Annotated in this window: 24 protein-coding genes; 11 read left to right on the plus strand and 13 right to left on the minus strand. The window is 73.4% G+C overall.

Features of this window, described 5'->3' with window-relative positions; genetic code table 11:
- The first annotated feature begins 137 nt into the window (after positions 1-137).
- Positions 138-479, plus strand: a complete 342-nt coding sequence (locus QQ657_RS33285) for a DoxX family protein (RefSeq protein ID WP_284746255.1) — start codon at positions 138-140, stop codon at positions 477-479.
- Here QQ657_RS33285 and QQ657_RS33290 read toward each other — a convergent pair.
- Positions 437-1291, minus strand: coding sequence for an alpha/beta fold hydrolase (locus QQ657_RS33290; protein WP_284746256.1), 855 nt, complete (start codon positions 1289-1291; stop codon positions 437-439). The genes QQ657_RS33285 and QQ657_RS33290 overlap by 43 nt on opposite strands.
- A 78-nt stretch (positions 1292-1369) precedes the next feature.
- On the opposite strand from QQ657_RS33290, the gene QQ657_RS33295 reads away from it, so the two are divergent.
- Positions 1370-1681 (plus strand): hypothetical protein, encoded by a 312-nt coding sequence (locus QQ657_RS33295; protein ID WP_284746257.1) that lies wholly within the window; start codon positions 1370-1372, stop codon positions 1679-1681.
- Between the two features lie 3 nt (positions 1682-1684).
- Here QQ657_RS33295 and QQ657_RS33300 read toward each other — a convergent pair whose 3' ends face one another.
- Positions 1685-2707, minus strand: coding sequence for an alpha/beta hydrolase (locus QQ657_RS33300; RefSeq protein ID WP_284746258.1), 1023 nt, complete (start codon positions 2705-2707; stop codon positions 1685-1687).
- Between the two features lie 135 nt (positions 2708-2842).
- Between QQ657_RS33300 and QQ657_RS33305 the strand changes: the two genes are divergently transcribed.
- Genes QQ657_RS33305 through QQ657_RS33315 form a run of 3 tightly spaced genes read left to right on the plus strand, consistent with a single transcriptional unit; the run spans position 2843 to position 4510 of the window.
- The gene (locus tag QQ657_RS33305) at positions 2843-3523 is read left to right on the plus strand and encodes a hypothetical protein (protein WP_284746259.1); all 681 of its coding nucleotides are present in this window, start codon (positions 2843-2845) and stop codon (positions 3521-3523) included.
- Positions 3523-4068 carry a DUF6529 family protein gene (locus QQ657_RS33310; RefSeq protein WP_284746260.1) on the plus strand — a complete coding sequence of 182 codons (546 nt, stop codon included), beginning with the start codon at positions 3523-3525 and terminating at the stop codon, positions 4066-4068. The genes QQ657_RS33305 and QQ657_RS33310 overlap by 1 nt, the downstream gene beginning before the upstream one ends.
- Before the next feature lie 13 nt (positions 4069-4081).
- The gene (locus tag QQ657_RS33315) at positions 4082-4510 is read left to right on the plus strand and encodes a Rieske (2Fe-2S) protein (RefSeq protein WP_284746261.1); all 429 of its coding nucleotides are present in this window, start codon (positions 4082-4084) and stop codon (positions 4508-4510) included.
- Here QQ657_RS33315 and QQ657_RS33320 read toward each other — a convergent pair.
- The gene (locus QQ657_RS33320) at positions 4507-6030 is read right to left on the minus strand and encodes a hypothetical protein (protein ID WP_284746262.1); all 1524 of its coding nucleotides are present in this window, start codon (positions 6028-6030) and stop codon (positions 4507-4509) included. The genes QQ657_RS33315 and QQ657_RS33320 overlap by 4 nt on opposite strands.
- A gap of 155 nt (positions 6031-6185) precedes the next feature.
- Here QQ657_RS33320 and QQ657_RS56785 point away from each other — a divergent pair, with 155 nt between their 5' ends.
- Positions 6186-6428, plus strand: coding sequence for a DUF3291 domain-containing protein (locus QQ657_RS56785; protein WP_350310722.1), 243 nt, complete (start codon positions 6186-6188; stop codon positions 6426-6428).
- Positions 6429-6468: 40 nt separating this feature from the next.
- The gene (locus tag QQ657_RS33325) at positions 6469-7383 is read left to right on the plus strand and encodes a DUF3800 domain-containing protein (protein WP_284746263.1); all 915 of its coding nucleotides are present in this window, start codon (positions 6469-6471) and stop codon (positions 7381-7383) included.
- Here the strand turns inward: QQ657_RS33325 and QQ657_RS33330 are convergent.
- Both QQ657_RS33330 and QQ657_RS33335 read right to left on the minus strand, forming a co-directional pair.
- A complete protein-coding gene (locus QQ657_RS33330; protein WP_284746264.1) occupies positions 7373-8803 on the minus strand; it encodes a serine/threonine-protein kinase in 1431 nt (476 codons plus the stop codon). The two genes, QQ657_RS33325 and QQ657_RS33330, sit on opposite strands and share 11 nt — an antisense overlap.
- 69 nt (positions 8804-8872) lie before the next feature.
- Positions 8873-9328 carry a CAP domain-containing protein gene (locus QQ657_RS33335; RefSeq protein WP_284746265.1) on the minus strand — a complete coding sequence of 152 codons (456 nt, stop codon included), beginning with the start codon at positions 9326-9328 and terminating at the stop codon, positions 8873-8875.
- Positions 9329-9550: 222 nt separating this feature from the next.
- Between QQ657_RS33335 and QQ657_RS33340 the strand changes: the two genes are divergently transcribed.
- Positions 9551-10456 (plus strand): NAD-dependent protein deacetylase, encoded by a 906-nt coding sequence (locus tag QQ657_RS33340; protein ID WP_284746266.1) that lies wholly within the window; start codon positions 9551-9553, stop codon positions 10454-10456.
- Here the strand turns inward: QQ657_RS33340 and QQ657_RS33345 are convergent.
- The 3 genes from QQ657_RS33345 to QQ657_RS33355 form a co-directional block, all read right to left on the minus strand.
- On the minus strand, positions 10428-10994 hold the full coding sequence (locus QQ657_RS33345; RefSeq protein WP_284746267.1) for a TIGR03086 family metal-binding protein: 567 nt from the start codon (positions 10992-10994) through the stop codon (positions 10428-10430). The two genes, QQ657_RS33340 and QQ657_RS33345, sit on opposite strands and share 29 nt — an antisense overlap.
- A 159-nt stretch (positions 10995-11153) precedes the next feature.
- Positions 11154-11609 carry a group II truncated hemoglobin gene (locus QQ657_RS33350; RefSeq protein WP_284746268.1) on the minus strand — a complete coding sequence of 152 codons (456 nt, stop codon included), beginning with the start codon at positions 11607-11609 and terminating at the stop codon, positions 11154-11156.
- A gap of 40 nt (positions 11610-11649) precedes the next feature.
- On the minus strand, positions 11650-12582 hold the full coding sequence (locus QQ657_RS33355) for an NAD(P)/FAD-dependent oxidoreductase (protein WP_284746269.1): 933 nt from the start codon (positions 12580-12582) through the stop codon (positions 11650-11652).
- Between the two features lie 77 nt (positions 12583-12659).
- Here QQ657_RS33355 and QQ657_RS33360 point away from each other — a divergent pair, with 77 nt between their 5' ends.
- On the plus strand, positions 12660-13244 hold the full coding sequence (locus QQ657_RS33360; RefSeq protein WP_284746270.1) for a helix-turn-helix domain-containing protein: 585 nt from the start codon (positions 12660-12662) through the stop codon (positions 13242-13244).
- A 169-nt stretch (positions 13245-13413) separates the two neighbouring features.
- Here QQ657_RS33360 and QQ657_RS33365 read toward each other — a convergent pair whose 3' ends face one another.
- Both QQ657_RS33365 and QQ657_RS33370 read right to left on the minus strand, forming a co-directional pair.
- Positions 13414-13539 carry a hypothetical protein gene (locus QQ657_RS33365; RefSeq protein WP_284746271.1) on the minus strand — a complete coding sequence of 42 codons (126 nt, stop codon included), beginning with the start codon at positions 13537-13539 and terminating at the stop codon, positions 13414-13416.
- Between the two features lie 24 nt (positions 13540-13563).
- On the minus strand, positions 13564-14193 hold the full coding sequence (locus QQ657_RS33370) for an LUD domain-containing protein (protein ID WP_284746272.1): 630 nt from the start codon (positions 14191-14193) through the stop codon (positions 13564-13566).
- A 130-nt stretch (positions 14194-14323) separates the two neighbouring features.
- Here QQ657_RS33370 and sigJ point away from each other — a divergent pair, with 130 nt between their 5' ends.
- Positions 14324-15172 carry an RNA polymerase sigma factor SigJ gene (gene sigJ / locus QQ657_RS33375; RefSeq protein WP_284746273.1) on the plus strand — a complete coding sequence of 283 codons (849 nt, stop codon included), beginning with the start codon at positions 14324-14326 and terminating at the stop codon, positions 15170-15172.
- On the opposite strand, the gene QQ657_RS33380 is transcribed toward sigJ, so the two are convergent.
- Positions 15169-16158 (minus strand): RNA polymerase subunit sigma-70, encoded by a 990-nt coding sequence (locus QQ657_RS33380; protein WP_284746274.1) that lies wholly within the window; start codon positions 16156-16158, stop codon positions 15169-15171. The genes sigJ and QQ657_RS33380 overlap by 4 nt on opposite strands.
- A 20-nt stretch (positions 16159-16178) precedes the next feature.
- Positions 16179-16673 carry a GNAT family N-acetyltransferase gene (locus QQ657_RS33385; protein WP_284746275.1) on the minus strand — a complete coding sequence of 165 codons (495 nt, stop codon included), beginning with the start codon at positions 16671-16673 and terminating at the stop codon, positions 16179-16181.
- 18 nt (positions 16674-16691) lie between these two features.
- Between QQ657_RS33385 and QQ657_RS33390 the strand changes: the two genes are divergently transcribed.
- A complete protein-coding gene (locus QQ657_RS33390) occupies positions 16692-17267 on the plus strand; it encodes a helix-turn-helix domain-containing protein (protein WP_284746276.1) in 576 nt (191 codons plus the stop codon).
- Here QQ657_RS33390 and QQ657_RS33395 read toward each other — a convergent pair.
- Positions 17261-17557: a hypothetical protein gene (locus QQ657_RS33395; RefSeq protein WP_284746277.1), complete on the minus strand. Its 297-nt coding sequence runs from the start codon at positions 17555-17557 to the stop codon at positions 17261-17263. The genes QQ657_RS33390 and QQ657_RS33395 overlap by 7 nt on opposite strands.
- Positions 17558-17698 lie beyond the last annotated feature (141 nt).

The raw sequence follows: 17698 nt of genomic DNA on the forward strand, positions 1-17698 counted from the left end.
GCGCGGGCTCGCCGAGAGGGGACAAACACCGTCACCGGCACTGTGGCCGTCGTCACGGCCGGAGCTGTCACATCGGCCCGGGCCGCGGAGTCGACGGGGTGACCGACCAAGAAACGCGATCCCCTGGAGGAATCCCGATGTCCACCGCCTACCTCGTCGTCACCCTCTTCGCCGCCGCCTTCGTCGGCTTCTCGGCCGTCTCGGTCTTCGCCCGCGCGAAGTGGGTCGTCGAGCCGATCACCTCCTACGGCGTGCCGGAGGCGTGGTGGCCGTGGCTGGGCGCGGCCAAGGCCGCCGGCGCGATCGGCCTGGTCGTCGGGTTGTTCGTGCCGCCGATCGGCGTCGCCGCGGCGATCGGGCTGGTGCTGTACTTCCTCGGCGCCGTCGTCACCGTGGCCCGTGCCCGTTCGTACGGGCACCTGGCGTTCCCGGTGCTCTACATGGCGCCGGTGGTCGCTTCGCTGGCGCTGCTGTCCTGACCGGCGAGCCAGGTGAGCGCGTCGGCCGCGTGCTCCAGCACGGAGATGTGGCCGTCGCCGGGGGTGAGCCGGAGCTCGGCGCCGGGGATCCGCGCGGCGAGCCACTCGCTGTGCGTGGCGGGGATCATCCGGTCGTCGGCGCCGTGCACCAGCAGCGTCGGCGCGGTGATGGCCGCGGGGTCGCCGCCCCACGGCGTGACGTAGGCGAGGTCGTCGTCGATCAGGCCGACGGCGCCGAGGGCCGGCCGGACCACGTCGTCGAGCCAGGCCCACGATCCGGCGAGCGCGGCGAAGTCGGCCTTGGTGAAGACTTCGGGATCGAACTCGGCGGTCGCCTCGTGCTTTTCCTTGACGGCCCGGCCTTCGGCGGCGGCGCGCAGGGAAGCGGCACTGGCGGCGGCCATGCCGTCGAACCAGCCTTCGGCCCCGAAGGGCGCGACGGCGGCGAGAACGGCGACGGCTTTGACCCGGCCGGGCAGCAGGGCCGCGGTGGCGAGGGCGTGGGAGCTGCCGCCGGAGTGCCCCATGACGGCGAAGTCCTCGATTCCGAGCGCGTCGGCGACGGCGGCCACGCACTCGGCGGCGTTCCCGACGGTCCGGTCCGGCAGGTGCGTGGAGCCGCCGTAACCGGGCCGGTCGTGGGAAACCCAGCGGACGCCGAGGCTTTCGGCGAGCGGCAGCAGCGGTCCGGGCGGGGCACCGAGGTTGGGCGTGCCGTGGTGCCAGAAGACGGTGAGCCGCGCGGGTCCGCCGGTGTCGTAGACGTGCAGGGTGCGTCCGTCCGGCAGCGCGAGGTCGGTCTCGATCACCATGCGCCGAGCCTAGCCGCTGTAACGAAAGGCCGGTTCCGATCGTCGGAGAACCACGACACGACCGCGAGGAGAGCCGCCATGACGACCGGGAACTACGCGACTTTGGGGGAAGACCGGTACCCCTTCACCGTCCGGTACGACGAGGAGAGCCAGTCGATCCACTTGACCTGCAGCGACCCCCGGCTGACCGACGGGAACGGGCAGAAGCCGGGGTTCTTCCGCGAGTTCAACGCGAACCCGCGCTCGGCGGACTACGACCCGGGCAACTTCAACCGGTTCGCGCGGTACCTCCGCCAGCAGGGCAAAGCCGCGCCGGACGAGGTCCCGGTCCATCCCCGGCAGCTCGCCCAGCGCCCGCAGGTCATCGAGGCGCTCGCCGCCGGCCGGTGAGGCTCAGCGGGCCAGCCGTTCCGCGAGCCAGGCCAGCGACAGCGGGTACCGGTAGTCGATCGCGGCGTGACCGGCCTCGAACAGCTCGAAGTGGATCCGGTCCTCCGCCAGCCCCGCCTTGACGACCTCCGCCCGGAACGCCTCCGCGCCGACGTCGAGGAAGTACTCGTCGCTCGTGCCCGCGTCGATCCACACCGCCCGCCAGGACCGGACCGCCTCCGCGCGGTCCGGGACCATGCGGACCGGGTCCCAGTCCAGCCAGCGCTGCCACACCTCCGGCCGCAGGACGCCGGTCGCCGGGTCGAACGGCAGCTCCGGCGTCCCGTCCGGACCCGCCGAGAAGCACGCCGAGACCCCGATCAGCTGCAGCAGCGTCGCGTCCTCCGGCCGGGTGAACGCCGGCCGCGCGCGGAAGTCCGCCCACCACGCCTGGATGTCGCGGTCGTAGCCGCGCAGGGCACGGACCGCCTTGCCGAAGTCCGGGACGTAGCACAGCTCGTACAGCGAGTCGCCCGCGTGCGTCGCCAGCGCGCCGAACAGGTCGGGACGCAGCATCGGCGTGATCATCGCGCCGAACCCGCCCGACGACTTGCCCGCGATCGCGCGGGACTCGCGGTCCGGGATCGTCCGGTAGTGCACGTCGACCCACGGCACGATCTCGTCGCACAGGTACGAGTGATAGCGGCCCGTGCCCGGGGAGTCGACGAACTGCGAGCCGCCGTACGCGGTCCACGCGTCGACGTACACCACGACGCAGCCCGGCGCGCCGCCGGCGAACACCGCGTCCGCCGTCTCCACGAACGGCTGCCGGAACGGCGTCCGGTTGGCCCACATCGACAGGTGCCCGGTGTACCCCTGGATGACGTACACGACCGGGTACCGCTCGGCGCCGTCGTCGTAGCCCGGGGGGACGTACACCCACAGCGGTCGCTCGTGCGGGTCGCCGAGCGGGTTGTCCCGCAGCAGCGCGGATTCCACGGTGTGCCGGTCGAGCCGGCCGGCGAGGTCGCCGTCCCAGGGCAGCATGCCGCCAGTCAACCACGGCTCAACCGGTTGCACGGGCTAAGCGATACCTCTTTTCCGCGGGTAGCGTTGAGCCGTTCCGCCCCGACCTCCGTGTTATGGGCACGGTGGTGGGTCAGGGGAATGCGGGGAAGAACGATGAAACATCCGGGGCCGTTGTTCACATTGCTCGCCGGTGTCGCGCTCGCCGGCGGGATCGGGATCGTCAACCTGGCGACCGGGACCGGCGTCGCGCCGGTCGCCGGCGCCGCCAACGCGGCGAGCGTCGCGAGCTCTTCGCCGCCGACGACATCGGCGGCGGCACCGAAACCCGAGGCGCCGAAGGCGGATGCGCCCGCCCGGGCGGACTACGCCGGGCGCGTCACCGGCGGCGGCGCGTCCGTGGCGGTATCGGTGCGTGACGGCCACGCGATCGCCTACCTCTGCGACGGCAAGAAGGTCGAAGCCTGGCTGCAGGGCGTGACGGTCGGCGGGAAGCTGGACCTCAGGGGCGCCAAGAACACCAGCCTGACGGGCAGCTTCGACGCCGCGTCGGTCACCGGGACGGTGACAGCGGCCGGCAAGACGTGGCAGTTCAGCGCGCCCACCGCGAAGAAGCCCGCGGGGCTCTACCGCGCGGCGCCGAAGGTGAAGGGCAAGACGGCGAAGGTCGGCTGGATCGTGCAGTCCGACGGCAGCCAGGTCGGCATCCTCACCACGGACGAGGACTCGGCGTCCGCCCCGGCACTCGGCTTCGGAGACGGGGCCGGCGCGCTCGTCGACGGCGCGCGCGTGACCGCCGAGCCGGTCAGCGGCCTGGCCGGGCAAGGTGACTTCTGATGACCACGGCGGGCAACCGCGCCGGGGTCGCGCTCCTCGTGCCGCTCGTCGCCGGCGCCGTCGTCTCGGTGGTGCTCGGCGTCTACGGCAGCCTGCACACGCCGACCGGCGTCGCGGTGAACGTCGCCGGTTTCTCCAGCCCGATGTCGGTGAAGGCGTGGCTCGCGACGGTCGTCGTCGTGCTGGCGATCGTCCAGCTGCTCTCGGCACTGGCGATGTACGGCAAGCTCGGCCGGAACGTCCCGGCGTGGATGTCGCCGGTGCACCGCTGGTCGGGCCGGCTGGCGTTCCTCGTGTCGATCCCGGTGGCGCTGCACTGCCTCTACGCGCTCGGGTTCCAGTCGTTCGACACCCGCGTGCTCCTGCACTCGCTGCTGGGCTGCTTCTTCTACGGCGCGTTCGTCGCGAAGATGCTGTTGCTGCGCAAGGACGGCGCGCCCGGCTGGGCGCTCCCGGTCTTCGGCGGCCTCGTGTTCACCGGGCTCGTCGGGCTCTGGCTGAGCGCGTCGCTGTGGTTCTTCACCCAATCGGGCTTGACCTTCTAGGCGGGGGACGATCGTGCCTGAGGACGACACGGATCCGGCGGTCACCCGCCGGACGGCGCTCGCCGCGGCGAGCGCCGGGCTGGTGGCGGGCTGCAGCACCTACGGCGGCGGTTCCGGCACCGCGAGTTCGGCCGCGGCGCCGCCACCGGCGGCCGGGACCGAGCTGGGCGCGAGCGGCGACATCCCGGTCGGCGGCGGCAAGGTGTTCGCGGACAAGCAGGTGGTGGTGACCCAGCCGGCGGCGGGGACGTTCGCGGCGTTCTCGGCGATCTGCACGCACCAGGGCTGCGCGGTCGACGCCGTCGCCGGCGGCACCATCAACTGCCCGTGCCACGGCAGCAAGTTCAAGATCGCCGACGGCTCGGTCGCGAACGGCCCGGCGTCGCAGGCGCTGGAGAAGAAGAACGTCACCGTCGCGAACGGGAAGATCACGCTGGCCTAGGTGTAGGCCTTCGCCACGGTCCGCCCGTCGATCGTCCACAGCGGACTGGACGCGTCGGGCGGTCCGGGCAGGACGGTACCGTCCGTGCAGGCGAACCGGGTGCCCGGGACGGCGTCGTCCGCGACGGCGGCGCACTGCAGGCCACCCTCCAGCGTGAGCAGGAACGGATCGGCCGTCCCGCCGGGCTGCGGCGGGGCCGGCAGGGCGCCGGTGTAGGTCAGCAGCACTGCCTTCGTCGCGGAGGCCGGGCAGACGACCCGCGTTCCGGTGGTGGCGAAGCACGGGTCGTACGTGGTGGCGCCGCTCGTGCAGCGGTAGGCGTCGTGGCGGCCGGACACCGCCGACACCGAGCCGCAGGTGCCGGTCGCCCGGCTCGTCGTGGCGCCGGTCCGCGCGCGGTACCCGACGGTCTGCGTGAACCGCGGCGAGCGGCTCGTGGTGATCGCGACCTCGAAGGCGGCGTTCGCCGGCGCGAGCCCGCTCGTCACCGCCCCGACCCCGGAGCCGAGGAACCGGCGCACGACGTCGCCGCCGTCCGGGTGACAGGGTGCGAGCGCCGCCCACACGGCGTTCGCCACCTCGGCGACCGGCCGGTCCGCGGTGTAGTGCGCGGCGCCGGCGTCCGCGGCGCAGGTCAGCACGCCGGGAGCGGGCTCGGGGGCGCCGGGCATCCCGAACAGCGCGGCCAGCCGGTGCGCGGCCAGTGCCAGCGTCGTGCCGAGCCCGGGGCCGGGCTCGGCCTGGCCCTTCACCGTCGACGGCAGCAGGCCGAGCGGGACGTCGTAGGTCACGCCGGAGCCGGGCCAGACCAGGTCGCGCTGGCGCGGGCGGCCGAACAGTTGCACGGCGGACGTGCTCGCCGCGGCGGTCCGGGCGGTGGGTTCGGGCCAGCCGGGCGGCGGGGCGAGCCGGTAGGGGACGCGCGCGTTCGACGTCAGGGTGAGGCCCGCGCGGCCGTTGCCGGCGGTGACGCAGGGGGAGACGGGCGTCGCCGGATCGGGCCCGCCGAGCCCGACGGTGACACCGCCGGAGCTGGCGGCCCGCCCGGCGCAGCCGGGTCGCGGAGCCGGGTCCGGCACGACGTCGCGCCCGAGCGCGGCGAAGTCGAAGAGCCCGCCCCAGAAGGCGCCCGGCCGGGTCAGTTCCGCGACGATGCTCCGGGTCCCGGCATCGTAGGCGGCCGGGACGAGCCGGGTCGCGGTGACGACGACGGGCGCGAACCCGGCGGGCGGTGCGGCGGGGACGGGGATCCGCACCCGCAGCGTCGAGCCGCCGTCGAAGCTCAGCTCGGCCCCACCACCGACCCGCCGGGTGAAGGCGGCGGCGACCCCGGGTTCCGGCGCGGGCCCGACGGAAACGCGAGTGCCGGCGGGAGCGTCGACCTCGATCCCGCCAAGGGCGACCGTCCCACCCGGACCGGCGGCGAGCCGTTGCTGAACGAGAACGCCGGCCCCACCCAGCAGGAGAACGACCACGGCGGCCATCAGCGCGAGCCGGGCGGGCCGGTCGTCCATGGCCATCAAAGCCTCCAGGGCGCTTATTTCTCCCTAGTCACCGGACCGGCCATGGTCGTTAGCCGTCGTGGCCCAACCGTGACGGCCGGGCTCAGGGGGCGCGGCGGCCTGGCCGGGTCAGGTTAACGTCGCGGTGCGGCGAGCGCCGGTTGGGCGGTCCGGTGCCGGTCGGCGGTCGTGGCCTCGACCGTAGTGGCCGGGCTTCGTCTGGCGGCTGGGCACCGACGGTCACGCCGTCCTCGCCACCTCCGCCGTCGACCGCCCGGTGGTGGGTGGCCGACGGCCGGCGCCCCACCGTCGACCAGGCGCTCGCGCGGCTGGGATTCCTCCGGGACCACGGGCCGTCGCCTCAAGCCTTCTCGCTGCTCCGCCGGTTCACCGTGGACGGACGCCGCGCTCGGTAATCGGTCGCCGGTCGGGGGCCGGTCTGGCACCATCGGTGCCGTGAGCCCGGTCGAGATCGCCTGCGACGAGTCGGGCTCCGAGGGCGAAAACCTCGTCGGCGGCGAAACCGATGTCTTCGCCCACGCCGGGGTCCGGCTGACACCCGAGGACGCGCGCGGCTGCGTCCAGGAGATCCGCGCCCGGATCGGCTCGCCCGCCGAGGAATACAAGGCCAACCACCTGCTGCGCGGCAAGCATCGCGCCGTCCTCGAATGGCTGCTCGACCCCGCCGGCCCCCTCGCCGGCCGCGGGCACGTGCACCTGACCGACAAGACCTTCTTCGCCGTCCGCGCCGCGGTCACGCTGCTGGCCGAGGACGGCACCGACGCCATGGCCCGCACCCTCCACCGCGCCGGCCCCGCCGCCTTCGGGCCCGACCGCTGGGCCTACTTCCTCGCCGCGTTCACCAGCGTCCTGCGCCTGAAGCCCCGGCGCGGCGTGACGACGTCGCCCGAGGAGTTCTTCGCCCTGGCCGGCGAACTCGCGGGCGCGGGCGAGGCCGGCGAAATCATGACCCAGCTGAGCCGAGGCGCCGAACGCGTGGCCGCCTACCGCGCCCGGCTGGCGAGCGACCCCGGCCTCGTCCCGGTGCTCGACCCGCTGGTGCCCGCGGTGATCCACACCGTCCGGCACTTCAGCGCGGACGGCACCCCGGTCGCCCTGGTCCACGACGAACAGCTCGCCCTCACCGGCGAGCGCGTGCTCCAGCTCAAGGTCACCCTCGGGCACCGGCTGGCCGGCGTCCGGTTCGTCGACTCGCGGTCCGACGCCCGGGTGCAGGTCGCCGACTTCCTCGCCGGCGTCGCCCGCCGGATCGCCTCCGACGCGCTGAACGGACGCGGCGACCCCCGGCTCACCGGCCTGCTGGAGTCCTTTGTGGACAAGGACTCCGTCTGGAACGGGCTCAGCAGCTGACGACCTGCGCCGGCGACGTCGTGTTGTCCAGCCGCTTGACGTACGCGCTCCCGCTGCGCCGCGCGCACGCGGACTCCTTGGCGGCGAACGGCCCGTCGTAGACCGCGTACACGTCGGCGCCGTTCACCTGCTGCCGCAGCGAGCCGCAGCCGGTGGTCGGCGTGTGCAGGTACCGCGCGCCCGGGTGGGCGTTCAGGAACTGCTGGACGTCGGCCCGGTAGCGCGTCGGCGTGATGGCCGAGCCGAGCACGACGACGTACGAGCCGTCGCAGGCCGGCGTGCTCATCGCGGTCGCCAAGCCGAGGTCGGCGCTGCCCGCCACGGTCGTCCGGACACTCACCTGCGTCGTCGTGACCGGCGGGGCCGTCACCGGCGGAGCGGCCGCGGACGAGGAGGTCGACGGAGTCGAAGTGGGCGTCGGCGTCGACTGAGCCCGCGTCGAGGGCTTCAAGATCGTGAACCACCCGATGACCCCGATCAGCGCGAGCAGCGCCACGCCGGCGACCAGCCACGGCGCCTTCGACGGCCGGCGACGCACCTCGGTGACGGCCGGGGCCATGCGGGTGGCCTGCCGCGTCGGAGGAGCGGCGGGGTGGACCGGGCTGGTGCCGCCGAGCGCGGCCCGGGCGGCATCCGTCAACTCGGTGACACTGCCGAAGCGCTCGTCGGGGTTCTTGGCCATGCCCCGCGCGATCACGGCGTCGAACGCGGCGGGCAGCCCGGGCCGCAGCGTGCTCGGGCGCGGCGGCGGCTGGTGCAGGTGCGCGCCGATCAGCGACGCGGCGGTGGACGCGGCGAACGGCTTGCTGCCGGTCAGGCACTGGTGCAGCACGCAGGCCAGCGAATAGACGTCGACGCGGTGGTCCACCGGCGCGTCGGTGAAGCGCTCGGGCGCCATGTAGTCGAGCGTCCCGACGGCGCCGCCGGTCGCGGTGAGCCCGGTGCTGGGCCCGGCCGCGCGGGCGATGCCGAAGTCCACCAGGTAGGCGAACCCGGTGGCACCGACCAGCACGTTCGACGGCTTGACGTCCCGGTGCACCAGCCCCTCGGCGTGCGCGGCGGCCAGGGCCTGGGCGACCTGGCCGACGACGTCGACCGCCTGGGCCGCGGCCAGCGCGCCACCGGCGGACAGCCGGGTGCCGAGGTCGTCGCCGTCGACCAGGCGCATGTCGAGGTAGAGCCGCCCGTCGATCTCGCCGTAGGCGTGGATCGGGATCACGTGCGGCTCGCGCAGCCGCGCCACCGCGTGGGCCTCCCGGCGGAACCGTTCCTGGAACTCGTGGTCGGCCGCGAAGTCCGGTGACAGCAGCTTCAGCGCCACCACGCGGTCGTGACGCGTGTCGTAGGCGCGGTGGACCTCGCCCATGCCGCCGCGGGCGATCAGCGACTCGATCCGGTACGGCCCGAACTGCCAGCTCACGCTCTTCCCTCCACCGGGCGTCCCGGACACCGGGAAGTCGTCGCCCGCGAGCAGGGACGTTACAGGGCGCTACCCCCGCGGTGTGCCGAAGTCCTGGGTCCAGTAGGCCTTCCGCGCCGAGTCGACGGTGTAGCCGACGCCGAGCTCGGTCAGCCGGCAGTCGAGGATGTTCGCCTTGTGCACCGGGCTGTGCATCCACGCGTCGACGACGGCCTCGGGCGTGCGCTGCCCGGCGGCGATGTTCTCCGCCCAGCGCTGCCACCGGTACCCGGCCGCGGAAATCCGGGCCGAGGGGTCCTCGCCGGCCCGCCCGGTATGGCTGAAGTACCGGTAGCGCGCCATCTCGCCGGTGTGCGCGTCGGCCGCGTCGGCGAGCTGCGTGCTGGCGGCGAGCGGCCCGCAGCCGTTCTGGACGCGCTGCACATTGGTGAGCTGCAGGACCTGCGTGGGATAGGACCCCGCGGCCCCGCCCGCCGCGGGGACCGGTGCGAGCAGGGTCAGCACGGCGGCGATTTCGAGCAACATCACAGACCTCCTCGAGGAGCGTTTCTCCGACACCCGGGAATGGCGCGGACGGCCGGGTGGTGAAACGTGCCCGAGCGAGGGAAACCGCTGGTACGGAGGGTGTGGATGGCGTCCGTCGATTCACCGGGAATTGTGTCCGCGGCCCCGGAAGGGGGATTTCCGGAAAATGCGGGCGAACGCGCTGTCGCGGCACGTGCAGGCTCATGTGCGTACCCTGATCTGGTGCGAACCCGCCCCACCCTGACCTGGACGTCCCCGGACGCGCCGCTGCCCCGGACGGCGAGCCTCGACGAGCTCGCGAGTGTCGTCGCGCGCGGGCGCGTCGCCGTGCTCAGCGGGGCCGGGCTCTCGACCGAGTCCGGGATCCCCGACTACCGCGGCGAAACCGGCAGCCTGCGCCGGCACACGCCGATGACCTACGACGAGTTCGTCACCAGTGCCGAGGGCCGGCAGCGGTACTGGGCGCGCAGCCACCTCGGGTGGCGCACCATCGCCCGCGCCGACCCCAACGACGGCCATCGCGCGGTCACCGCCCTGCGCGACGGCGGGTACTTCGGCGGCGTCATCACGCAGAACGTCGACGGCCTGCACCAGGCGGCCGGCACCGCGGACGCCGTCGAGCTGCACGGCAGCCTCGACCGTGTGATCTGCCTGGACTGCCGCCGCACCGGCCCGCGCGCCGAGCTGGACCGGCGGCTGCGGGCCGCCAACCCGGACTTCGAGGGCGCGGTCACGCGGATCAACCCGGACGGCGACGTCGAGCTGCCCGAGGACGTCGTGCGCCGGTTCACCCCGGTGCCGTGCGCGGACTGCGCCGGCGTGCTCAAGCCGGACGTCGTGTTCTTCGGCGAGAACGTGCCGCGGCCCCGCGTCGAGCAGTGCTACCGCATGGTCGACGAGGCCGCCGCGCTGCTGGTGCTGGGGTCGTCCCTGACGGTGATGTCGGGCCTGCGCTTCGTCCGCCACGCGGCGGCCGCGGGCAAGCCGGTGGTGATCGTCAACCACGGCGAGACCCGCGGCGATCGCTACGCCTCGGTGCGCGTCGACCTGCCCCTGGGGCGGGCGCTGACCGAGCTGGCCGAACGCCTGGGCTGCGACCTCAGCGAGGATCGCGGCCGAAGCGCGTGAGCAGCCGGTCCTGCCTCGACGCGCCCGGAGCGCACGCCGGCGGATCGGCGAAGACCCGCGAGTTCAATGCCAGCCCCGCGAAGATGTCGTCGTAGCTCTCGTCGATCCACTCGACGAGACCGGGATCGAGAGTGTCGTCGGCGCCGAGCGCGCGGGCGAGGTCCCAGGTGTGCACGGTGCTGTCGGTGGTGCGGACGGCCAGCGTGCGCCGTCCGGTCAGCTTGCCCAGCGGATAATCGACGACGCGGTCCAGCGCGCCCGCCTCGGCGAAGGCCGCCGCGCAGGCCCGGACCGATTCCGCGAACGCCGCCACCGGGTCGTCCCCGAGGGCGTCGGCGTCCCGGGCGGACAGGAACTCCTCGCGCGTGGCGCCGCGCAGAAGCCCGATGTAGTTGAGGTTGCCGCGGGTCATGTGGTTCACGAGCGCCCGTACGTCCCATGCGGTGCACGGGGTCGGGGCGTCCCAGCCATCGGGCGGTACCGCGCGGAGGTGGTGCGCGAAGCCGTTGCTCGCGAGCAGAAAACGGTCGAGGGGCATGGCGTCCACTGTGGCCCGGCCCGCGGTGCGGCGCAGGCGGATTTCGGACGCCGTGGACGAGCCGGCCCGGGCAGGTTGGGGGAAACGAGCCCGGACCGGCTCTGCGACGGACCTCCACAGCCGGTCGTTGCTCACAAGACGCGGCGGCCGCGCCGGGTGTTACACCGGCTGCAAACCGTCCCACGACCAGTGCGGCATGGCGAGTCCCGCAGGCACGTCGCCGGCCGGCCCCGGGTAGGTGAGCACCTCGGCCACCGCCCATTCCATGTAGGACCGCAGCGCGGCGCGGAACTCCGGATCGGCGGGCAGGCCGGCGTCGTCGGCGGCCCGCACGAAGCACTCGACGAACCGGCGGCCGAGGCAGCTGATGTCGCCGTTGCCCGCGTGCATGCGCAGCATCGCGGAGTGGTCGCTGCACTCCTCGGAGAACCGCGGTGGCCCGCCCAGCACCTCGGCCCAGTACCGACCCAGCCGTTCGACGTGCTGCGGGTGCTGCCCCGGGTGCGAGAACGGGTGGTTCAGCTCGGGGTCGGCCAGGCAGCGTTCGTGGTGGGCGGCGGCCAGCGCGAGGAACGCGGGGTCGCCGCCGGCGAATTCGTACAGCGTCGGGCGCATCCGCCGAGCCTGGCACGGCCGGGCGCCGAACACCAGGACGTCAGCGTGCCGCCGCGGCCGCGCGTTCGGCTTCCGGGGTGAAGCCGCCGAACGCGTCGACCGCCCGCCGCACGTCCTCGGTCACGAGGTCGTGGTTCAGCGCGCCGCCCGCGGCCGCGCCTTGAGCCGCGGCGATGATCACGGTCGCCCGCGCGTCGACGACGTTCCCGGCCGCCCATACGCCGGGCACGTTCGTCTTGCCCATCGAGTCGGTTTCTTCGTAGCCGAGCCCGCGGATGAGTTCGTCGTGCGGGACGGTCTGCGTCCGGATGAACAGCGCTGCCCGCGGCACGAACCGCGCGCCGAGCTCGACCCCGGTGAGGTGGCCGTCTTCGCGCCGCAGGGCCGTGACGGTCCCGTCGACAATCTTGACGCCCCGCGCGCCGAGCCGCTCGCGGTCCTCTTCGGACGGTGGTTGGGTGTGGGCGAAGTAGACGACGTCCGGCGACCACTGGCGCACCAGCAGCGCGTGCTCGACGCTCGCGGGTTCGCTGCCGAGCACGCCGAGCGGCCGGTCGCGGACCTCGTAGCCGTGGCAATACGGGCAGGTCACCGCGTCGGTGCCCCAGCTTTCGCGCAGGCCCGGGATGTCCGGCAGGTCGTCGTGGACGCCGGTCGCGACGAGGACGCGCCGGGCGGTCAGCTCCCGGCCGCTCGCGAGCCGCGCGGTGAAGCCGGGTTCGAGCGTGCTCACCTGGTCTTCGAGGACCTCGACGCCGTAGCCGGCGAGCTCTTCGCGGCCGATCTTGAGCAGTTCGGACGGCGGCAGGCCGTCGCGGGAGAGGAAGCCGTGCATGTGCTCGGCGGGCGCATTGCGGGGCGAGCCGCCGTCGACGACCACGACGCGCCGCCGCGCGCGGCCCAGCATCAGGGCGGCGTTCAGGCCCGCGGCGCCGCCTCCCACCACCAGGACGTCATAGCTGTTTTCGGTCATGCCGCCACCCTGCGCCCGGCGTCGCGGATCCGACAACAAATGTTGCCATTTCCGGGACAAGCGCGTTTCCTGGAGAGATGACGGACGCCATCACCCAGGCTCTTTCCGAGGTCGGCCCCCGGCTCAAGCGGGTCCGCACCCAGCGGCGGGTCACGCTGGCCGACCTCTCGACGGCGACGGGCATCTCGAAGAGCACGCTGTCGCGGCTGGAGTCCGGCCAGCGCAAGCCGAGCCTCGAGCTGCTGCTGCCGATCGCCCAGGCCCACCAGGTGCCCCTGGACGAGCTGGTCGGCGCGCCCGAGGTGGGCGACCCCCGGGTCCGGCTGACGGCCCGCCGCCTCCCGCGCTCCAACGGCGCGACGATGACGGTCCTGCCCCTGACCCGCCAGCCGGGCGCGCCCCAGGCGTTCAAGATGATCCTCGAGCCGGAGACGGGCGAGCCGGATCCCCAGGTCCACGAGGGATATGAGTGGTTGTACGTCCTGTCGGGCCGGCTACGGCTGGTACTGGCCGACCGCGACATGACGCTGGGCCCGGGCGAGGCGGCGGAGTTCGACACGAGGCTGCCGCATTGGTTCGGCGCGGTCGGGCGGCCGGTGGAGATCCTCAGTCTGTTCGGGAAACAGGGGGAGCGGCTCCATCTGAGGGCGAAGTCCCGCTAGAACCCGCCCCGCGCACCCAGAGGCCGGCTAAGTCCGGTGCCCGGCGGGGTGTTTTCGGCGCGCGCGGGTCGGTGGTCCGGCCGGCGGTGTCTTGAATGAGTCATTCAGGGCGTGGGAGGTCCTGAATGACTCATTCAAGACGTTTGCCGGGACACCACACCCGCCGGCCTTACCACCGCAGGTGGCCGGACAACTCGGGGCTCGAGTCCCGGAGGTACTCGTGGATCGGCTTGATCGCGCCGGCCGCAGCGATCCGCAGAGCGAAGACGTCCCACTGGATCGTCGAGCGGCTCATCTTCGCGCTGCGCGAACCTCCGCGCTAGAAGCCGATGGCTTCCCGCAGCAGCAACACCGTCGCCCGCCCCGGCCGGGGCTCCCCGTTGAGCACCAGGACCCGGTTGACCGCACTCGGCCACCCGTGCACCTCCTGAGTCCGCACGCTCTCCAACGGCAGGCAGTGCTCCTCGACGCGACGCAGCGCGGTCTCCAGATCGGGCACCACCTTCTGCGCCCCGACCACCCAGATCGCCCGGCCGGCACCACCCGCATACGCGGGCAACTGGCTCCCACTACCCGACGCCGCCACGAGGGACCCGGTCTCGGTCACCGCCGCGACGCTGCCCACCACGACGTCCGGACTCGCCAACAACCGGCGGATCTCGTCGGCGCCCGTCGCGCGGTCGATCGCCAGGACCAGCGGCTTCACCGCCTGATAGCGCGAGCCGCCGTTGATGTCCGCGTCGATGCCGGACAAGCGCAACGTCTCACTCGCCCCGGTGAACACGCTGGCTCCCTCGGGGATCAAGTCGAAAACCCGCGTCCGCGCGGCCGCGGCGTCGTCGAGGATCTCCACGGCGAACCCGTGGGCGGTCAGCGCCGCGGCCGCCCGCTCCAGGCGCTCGGCGGACGCGGACTCGGCGAACGGGGTGACCGGCAACTGGGTGGTCATGCTGGCTCCTGACGTGTCGGATCGGTTACCCGGGTACGACCACGCAGCCACCCGGAATGTGAGGCCTCACATCCGGAGCCGCTGTCCGGTCGTAAGGGGTGACGACGAAGGGAGCGCGATGGACGTGCTCATGAGCGAGCGGCGTCGGCTGCTCAACCTCGCGTACCGGCTCCTGGGCTCCCTGGCCGAGGCCGAGGACGCCGTCCAGGAGGCCTACGCCCGCTGGTTGGCGCTCACGAAGCCGCAGCAGGACGCCATCGAATCCCCGGGCGCCTGGCTGACGACGGTCACCGGCCGCATCTGCCTCACCCAGCTCGGATCGGCGCGGGCCCGCCGCGAAACCTACGTGGGGGACTGGATCCCCGAGCCGGTGCCCGAGACCCCGGGCGGCGATCCGGCCGACCGGGTCACCCTGGACGAGTCGGTCAGCATGGCCTTCCTGGTCGTGCTCGAGGCGATGACCCCGGCCGAGCGCGTCGCGTTCATCCTGCACGACGTCTTCTGCCACTCCTTCGCCGAAGTCGCCGAGATCGTCGGGCGCACGCCGGCCGCGTGCCGCCAGCTCGCCTCCTCGGCCCGGCGTCGCATCCGCGCGTCGCACGAGCCCGCGCCTCCGGTGGCCCGGCAGGCCGGCGTCGTCCGGGACTTCAAGCGGGCGTGGGAAGCGAAGGACATCGACGCCCTGATCGGCCTGCTCGACCCCGGTGCCACCGCGACCGCCGACGGCGGCGGCCTCGCCCTCGCGTTCACGCACCCCATCGAGGGCGGCGAGCGGATCGCGCACGCCTGGATCGAGCTGGCCGGCCGGAAGCCCGCCACGATGACGTTCGCGGAACGCACGGTCAACGGCCGGCCCGGGCTGGTCGCCCGGCAGGACGGCGTGGTCGTGACGGTGTTCGCGTTCGACGTCACCGGCGACCGGATCAAGCACATCTGGGTCGTCCGCAACCCCGAGAAACTCCGGCGCTGGACGGACTAGGGGAGTTCTGGCGGCAGCCCGAAGCCCGCGTACATCGCCGGGTCGAGGAAGCCGATGATCTCCGCGATCCGGTCGCCGTGCAGCGTCAGCACGTTCACGCAGCCGATGCGGAACACGCCGTCCGGGTGACGCTGGTAGCACGCGAACGCGAGCTGGCCGGCGGCCCGGACCGGCACCAGCCGCCACGGCGTGGCGAACACGCTGCCGGCCAGGAAGCGGGCGACGTCGTCGCGGCCGTCGAACCACGCGGGCAGCGGCGGCATCGTGAAGCGGGCGTCCTCGGCGAGCAGTGCGAGCAGCGCCGGGACGTCCGCGCGTTCCCACGCCGCGACGAAGTCCGCCACCAGCGCGCGTTCGGCGTCCTCGCCGAGGCTGCGCAGCGTCGCCTGCTGGCTCTGCGCCGGCGTCCGCTGGTCGAGCGTCTTGCGAGCCCGCTGCAGCGCGCTGTTCACCGAAGCGACCGACGTGTCGAGCGCGTCGGCGACTTCCGCGGCGGAGAACGCGAGCACCTCCCGCAGGATCAGCACGGCGCGCTGGGTGCCGGGCAGGTGCTGCAACGCGGCGATGAACGCCAGTTCGACGCTCTCGCGCAGCTCGAACCGACGCTGTGGGTCCCAGTCGTCCTCGGGGTAGGGCTCGACGAAGGCTTCGCCGTCGACCGGGTCGGCGAGCGCGTCGCCGGGGTTCGCCGCCGGGTGGTGGTCGCGCGGCATCAGGCGTTGCGGGCGCTGCTTGATCAGCCGCAGGCAGGCGTTCGTGGCGATCCGGTAGAGCCACGCGCGCACCGAACTGCGGCCTTCGAACCCGGCCAGCCCGCGCCACGCGCCGAGCAGCGCCTCCTGCAGCGCGTCTTCGGCGTCGTGCAGGGCGCCGAGCATCCGGTAGCAGTGGGCACGCAGCTCGCTCTGATACGGCCGCACCAGCCGGTCGAACGCGCCGCGGTCCTCGCGCCGGGCCGCTTCGAGGAGCTCGGCTTCGGTGTCCATGCCCGCATCCTGCCCGACGCTCAGCCGAGCTCGCGCTGCATCAGGAGGGTGTCGAGCCACCGGCCGTGCTTGAACCCGACGTGCCGCAGCACGCCCGCGTCGGCGAACCCGGCGGCGCTGTGCAGCTTCCGCGACGCGGGGCTGCCGGAGTCGACGACGACGGCGATCGCCTGTTTGGCGCCCGCCGCGGCGCACCGCTCGAGCAGCTCGTCCAGCAGCCGCCGCCCATGGCCGCGGCCGGCGGCTTCGGGCGCGAGGTAGATGGTCGTCTCGACGGTGTGCCGGTAGGCGGGCTTCGGCCGCCACGGCGCGGCGAGCGCGTAGCCCAGGACTTCCGGTCCGGTCAGGACGAGGAACGGCAGGTCGCTCTCGCGGATCTTCGCGCGCCACTGCTCCGCGGTCGGCGGGGTGGTCTCGAAGGTGACGACCGAGCCGGTGACCCACGGCGCGAAGACGGCCGCGATGCCTTCGGCGTCGGCCTCGGTGGCCGGCCTGATTTCCGCTATAGTGGACACGGCAGCTATTATAGAGGAATGATCGATCCGGCGAACCTGGGCCGCCGCCTGCACGCTCTGCGGACCGACCGCGGCCTGGCGCTGAGTGCGCTGGCCCGGGCGGCCGGGGTGAGCGTGAGCATGCTGTCGGCCATCGAGCGCGGTGAGAAGACCCCGACGGTGGTGGTGCTCTCCCGCATCGCCGACGGCTTGGGGTTGTCGGTGTCGCGGCTGCTGGCCGACCTGGAGACGGACCGGGTGGTCGTCCGCCGCGCGGCCGAGCAGGACCACGTCGCCGAGCCGGGCGGCTGGCACCGCACGGTGCTGACGCCGGTCGTGCCGGGCGTCAACTTCGAGTGGATCCGCACGACGCTGCCGCCGCGGTGCGACGCCGGCGAGTTTCCCGCGTACGCGCCGGGTTCCCACGAGTTTGTCGCGGTGGAGGCGGGCACGCTGTGGCTGGGCGTCGGCTCGGCGGAGTACGTGCTGAAGGCCGGGGATTCAGTCTACTTTCCCGCTGACGCAAAGCATTCGTACGCGAACCGCGGTGACGAGCCGTGCGAGTACCACGTCGCGGCGCTCGTGATGCGCTCGCGCGCCGGCCGGGGTCAGTAGGCGACGTCGCTGCGGCCGAGTGCTTCGCCGAGCGCCGGTCCGGCACTCCCGTCCTCGTCGAGCGCCCGCCACAGCAGTGCCGCCGCGTGGGTGCGGACACCGCAGCTCGCCGGGTTCCGCCGCAGGTCCTCGAGGACGGGCGAGCCGACGCCGCACACCGACCTGACCACCGAGACGACCTCGGCCACGGTCCGCGACGCCGCCTCCGATACCCGGGCTCCCGAGCGCAGTGCACCGAAGTGGTCGGCGATGGCGCGAACGGCCGCGTCCGCGAGGTTCCGGTGGTCCATGGCGTCCCCCTCCAGGCCAGGCCGATGATCCCGTCCTGAGGTCGGCGGTGACGACGGGGTTGTTACGGCGGCCGCTAAAACGAGGTGACACCGCCGCCTTCGCCGTGACACCCTGCGGATCATGTTCCCCGTGTCCGATAG

Source organism: Amycolatopsis ponsaeliensis (assembly GCF_030182635.1).
Lineage (GTDB): Bacteria > Actinomycetota > Actinomycetes > Mycobacteriales > Pseudonocardiaceae > Amycolatopsis > Amycolatopsis ponsaeliensis.

What these genes read in the sequence shown, in the direction of transcription:
- QQ657_RS33285 (WP_284746255.1), top strand. Translation starts at nt 138, where the DNA reads ATGTCCACCGCCTACCTCGTCGTCACCCTCTTCGCCGCCGCCTTCGTC.
- QQ657_RS33290 (WP_284746256.1), bottom strand. Translation starts at nt 1,291, where the DNA reads ATGGTGATCGAGACCGACCTCGCGCTGCCGGACGGACGCACCCTGCAC.
- QQ657_RS33295 (WP_284746257.1), top strand. Translation starts at nt 1,370, where the DNA reads ATGACGACCGGGAACTACGCGACTTTGGGGGAAGACCGGTACCCCTTC.
- QQ657_RS33300 (WP_284746258.1), bottom strand. Translation starts at nt 2,707, where the DNA reads ATGCTGCCCTGGGACGGCGACCTCGCCGGCCGGCTCGACCGGCACACC.
- QQ657_RS33305 (WP_284746259.1), top strand. Translation starts at nt 2,843, where the DNA reads ATGAAACATCCGGGGCCGTTGTTCACATTGCTCGCCGGTGTCGCGCTC.
- QQ657_RS33310 (WP_284746260.1), top strand. Translation starts at nt 3,523, where the DNA reads ATGACCACGGCGGGCAACCGCGCCGGGGTCGCGCTCCTCGTGCCGCTC.
- QQ657_RS33320 (WP_284746262.1), bottom strand. Translation starts at nt 6,030, where the DNA reads ATGGCCATGGACGACCGGCCCGCCCGGCTCGCGCTGATGGCCGCCGTG.
- QQ657_RS33335 (WP_284746265.1), bottom strand. Translation starts at nt 9,328, where the DNA reads ATGTTGCTCGAAATCGCCGCCGTGCTGACCCTGCTCGCACCGGTCCCC.
- QQ657_RS33345 (WP_284746267.1), bottom strand. Translation starts at nt 10,994, where the DNA reads ATGCCCCTCGACCGTTTTCTGCTCGCGAGCAACGGCTTCGCGCACCAC.
- QQ657_RS33350 (WP_284746268.1), bottom strand. Translation starts at nt 11,609, where the DNA reads ATGCGCCCGACGCTGTACGAATTCGCCGGCGGCGACCCCGCGTTCCTC.
- QQ657_RS33355 (WP_284746269.1), bottom strand. Translation starts at nt 12,582, where the DNA reads ATGACCGAAAACAGCTATGACGTCCTGGTGGTGGGAGGCGGCGCCGCG.
- QQ657_RS33360 (WP_284746270.1), top strand. Translation starts at nt 12,660, where the DNA reads ATGACGGACGCCATCACCCAGGCTCTTTCCGAGGTCGGCCCCCGGCTC.
- QQ657_RS33365 (WP_284746271.1), bottom strand. Translation starts at nt 13,539, where the DNA reads ATGAGCCGCTCGACGATCCAGTGGGACGTCTTCGCTCTGCGGATCGCT.
- QQ657_RS33370 (WP_284746272.1), bottom strand. Translation starts at nt 14,193, where the DNA reads ATGACCACCCAGTTGCCGGTCACCCCGTTCGCCGAGTCCGCGTCCGCC.
- sigJ (WP_284746273.1), top strand. Translation starts at nt 14,324, where the DNA reads ATGAGCGAGCGGCGTCGGCTGCTCAACCTCGCGTACCGGCTCCTGGGC.
- QQ657_RS33380 (WP_284746274.1), bottom strand. Translation starts at nt 16,158, where the DNA reads ATGGACACCGAAGCCGAGCTCCTCGAAGCGGCCCGGCGCGAGGACCGC.
- QQ657_RS33390 (WP_284746276.1), top strand. Translation starts at nt 16,692, where the DNA reads ATGATCGATCCGGCGAACCTGGGCCGCCGCCTGCACGCTCTGCGGACC.
- QQ657_RS33395 (WP_284746277.1), bottom strand. Translation starts at nt 17,557, where the DNA reads ATGGACCACCGGAACCTCGCGGACGCGGCCGTTCGCGCCATCGCCGAC.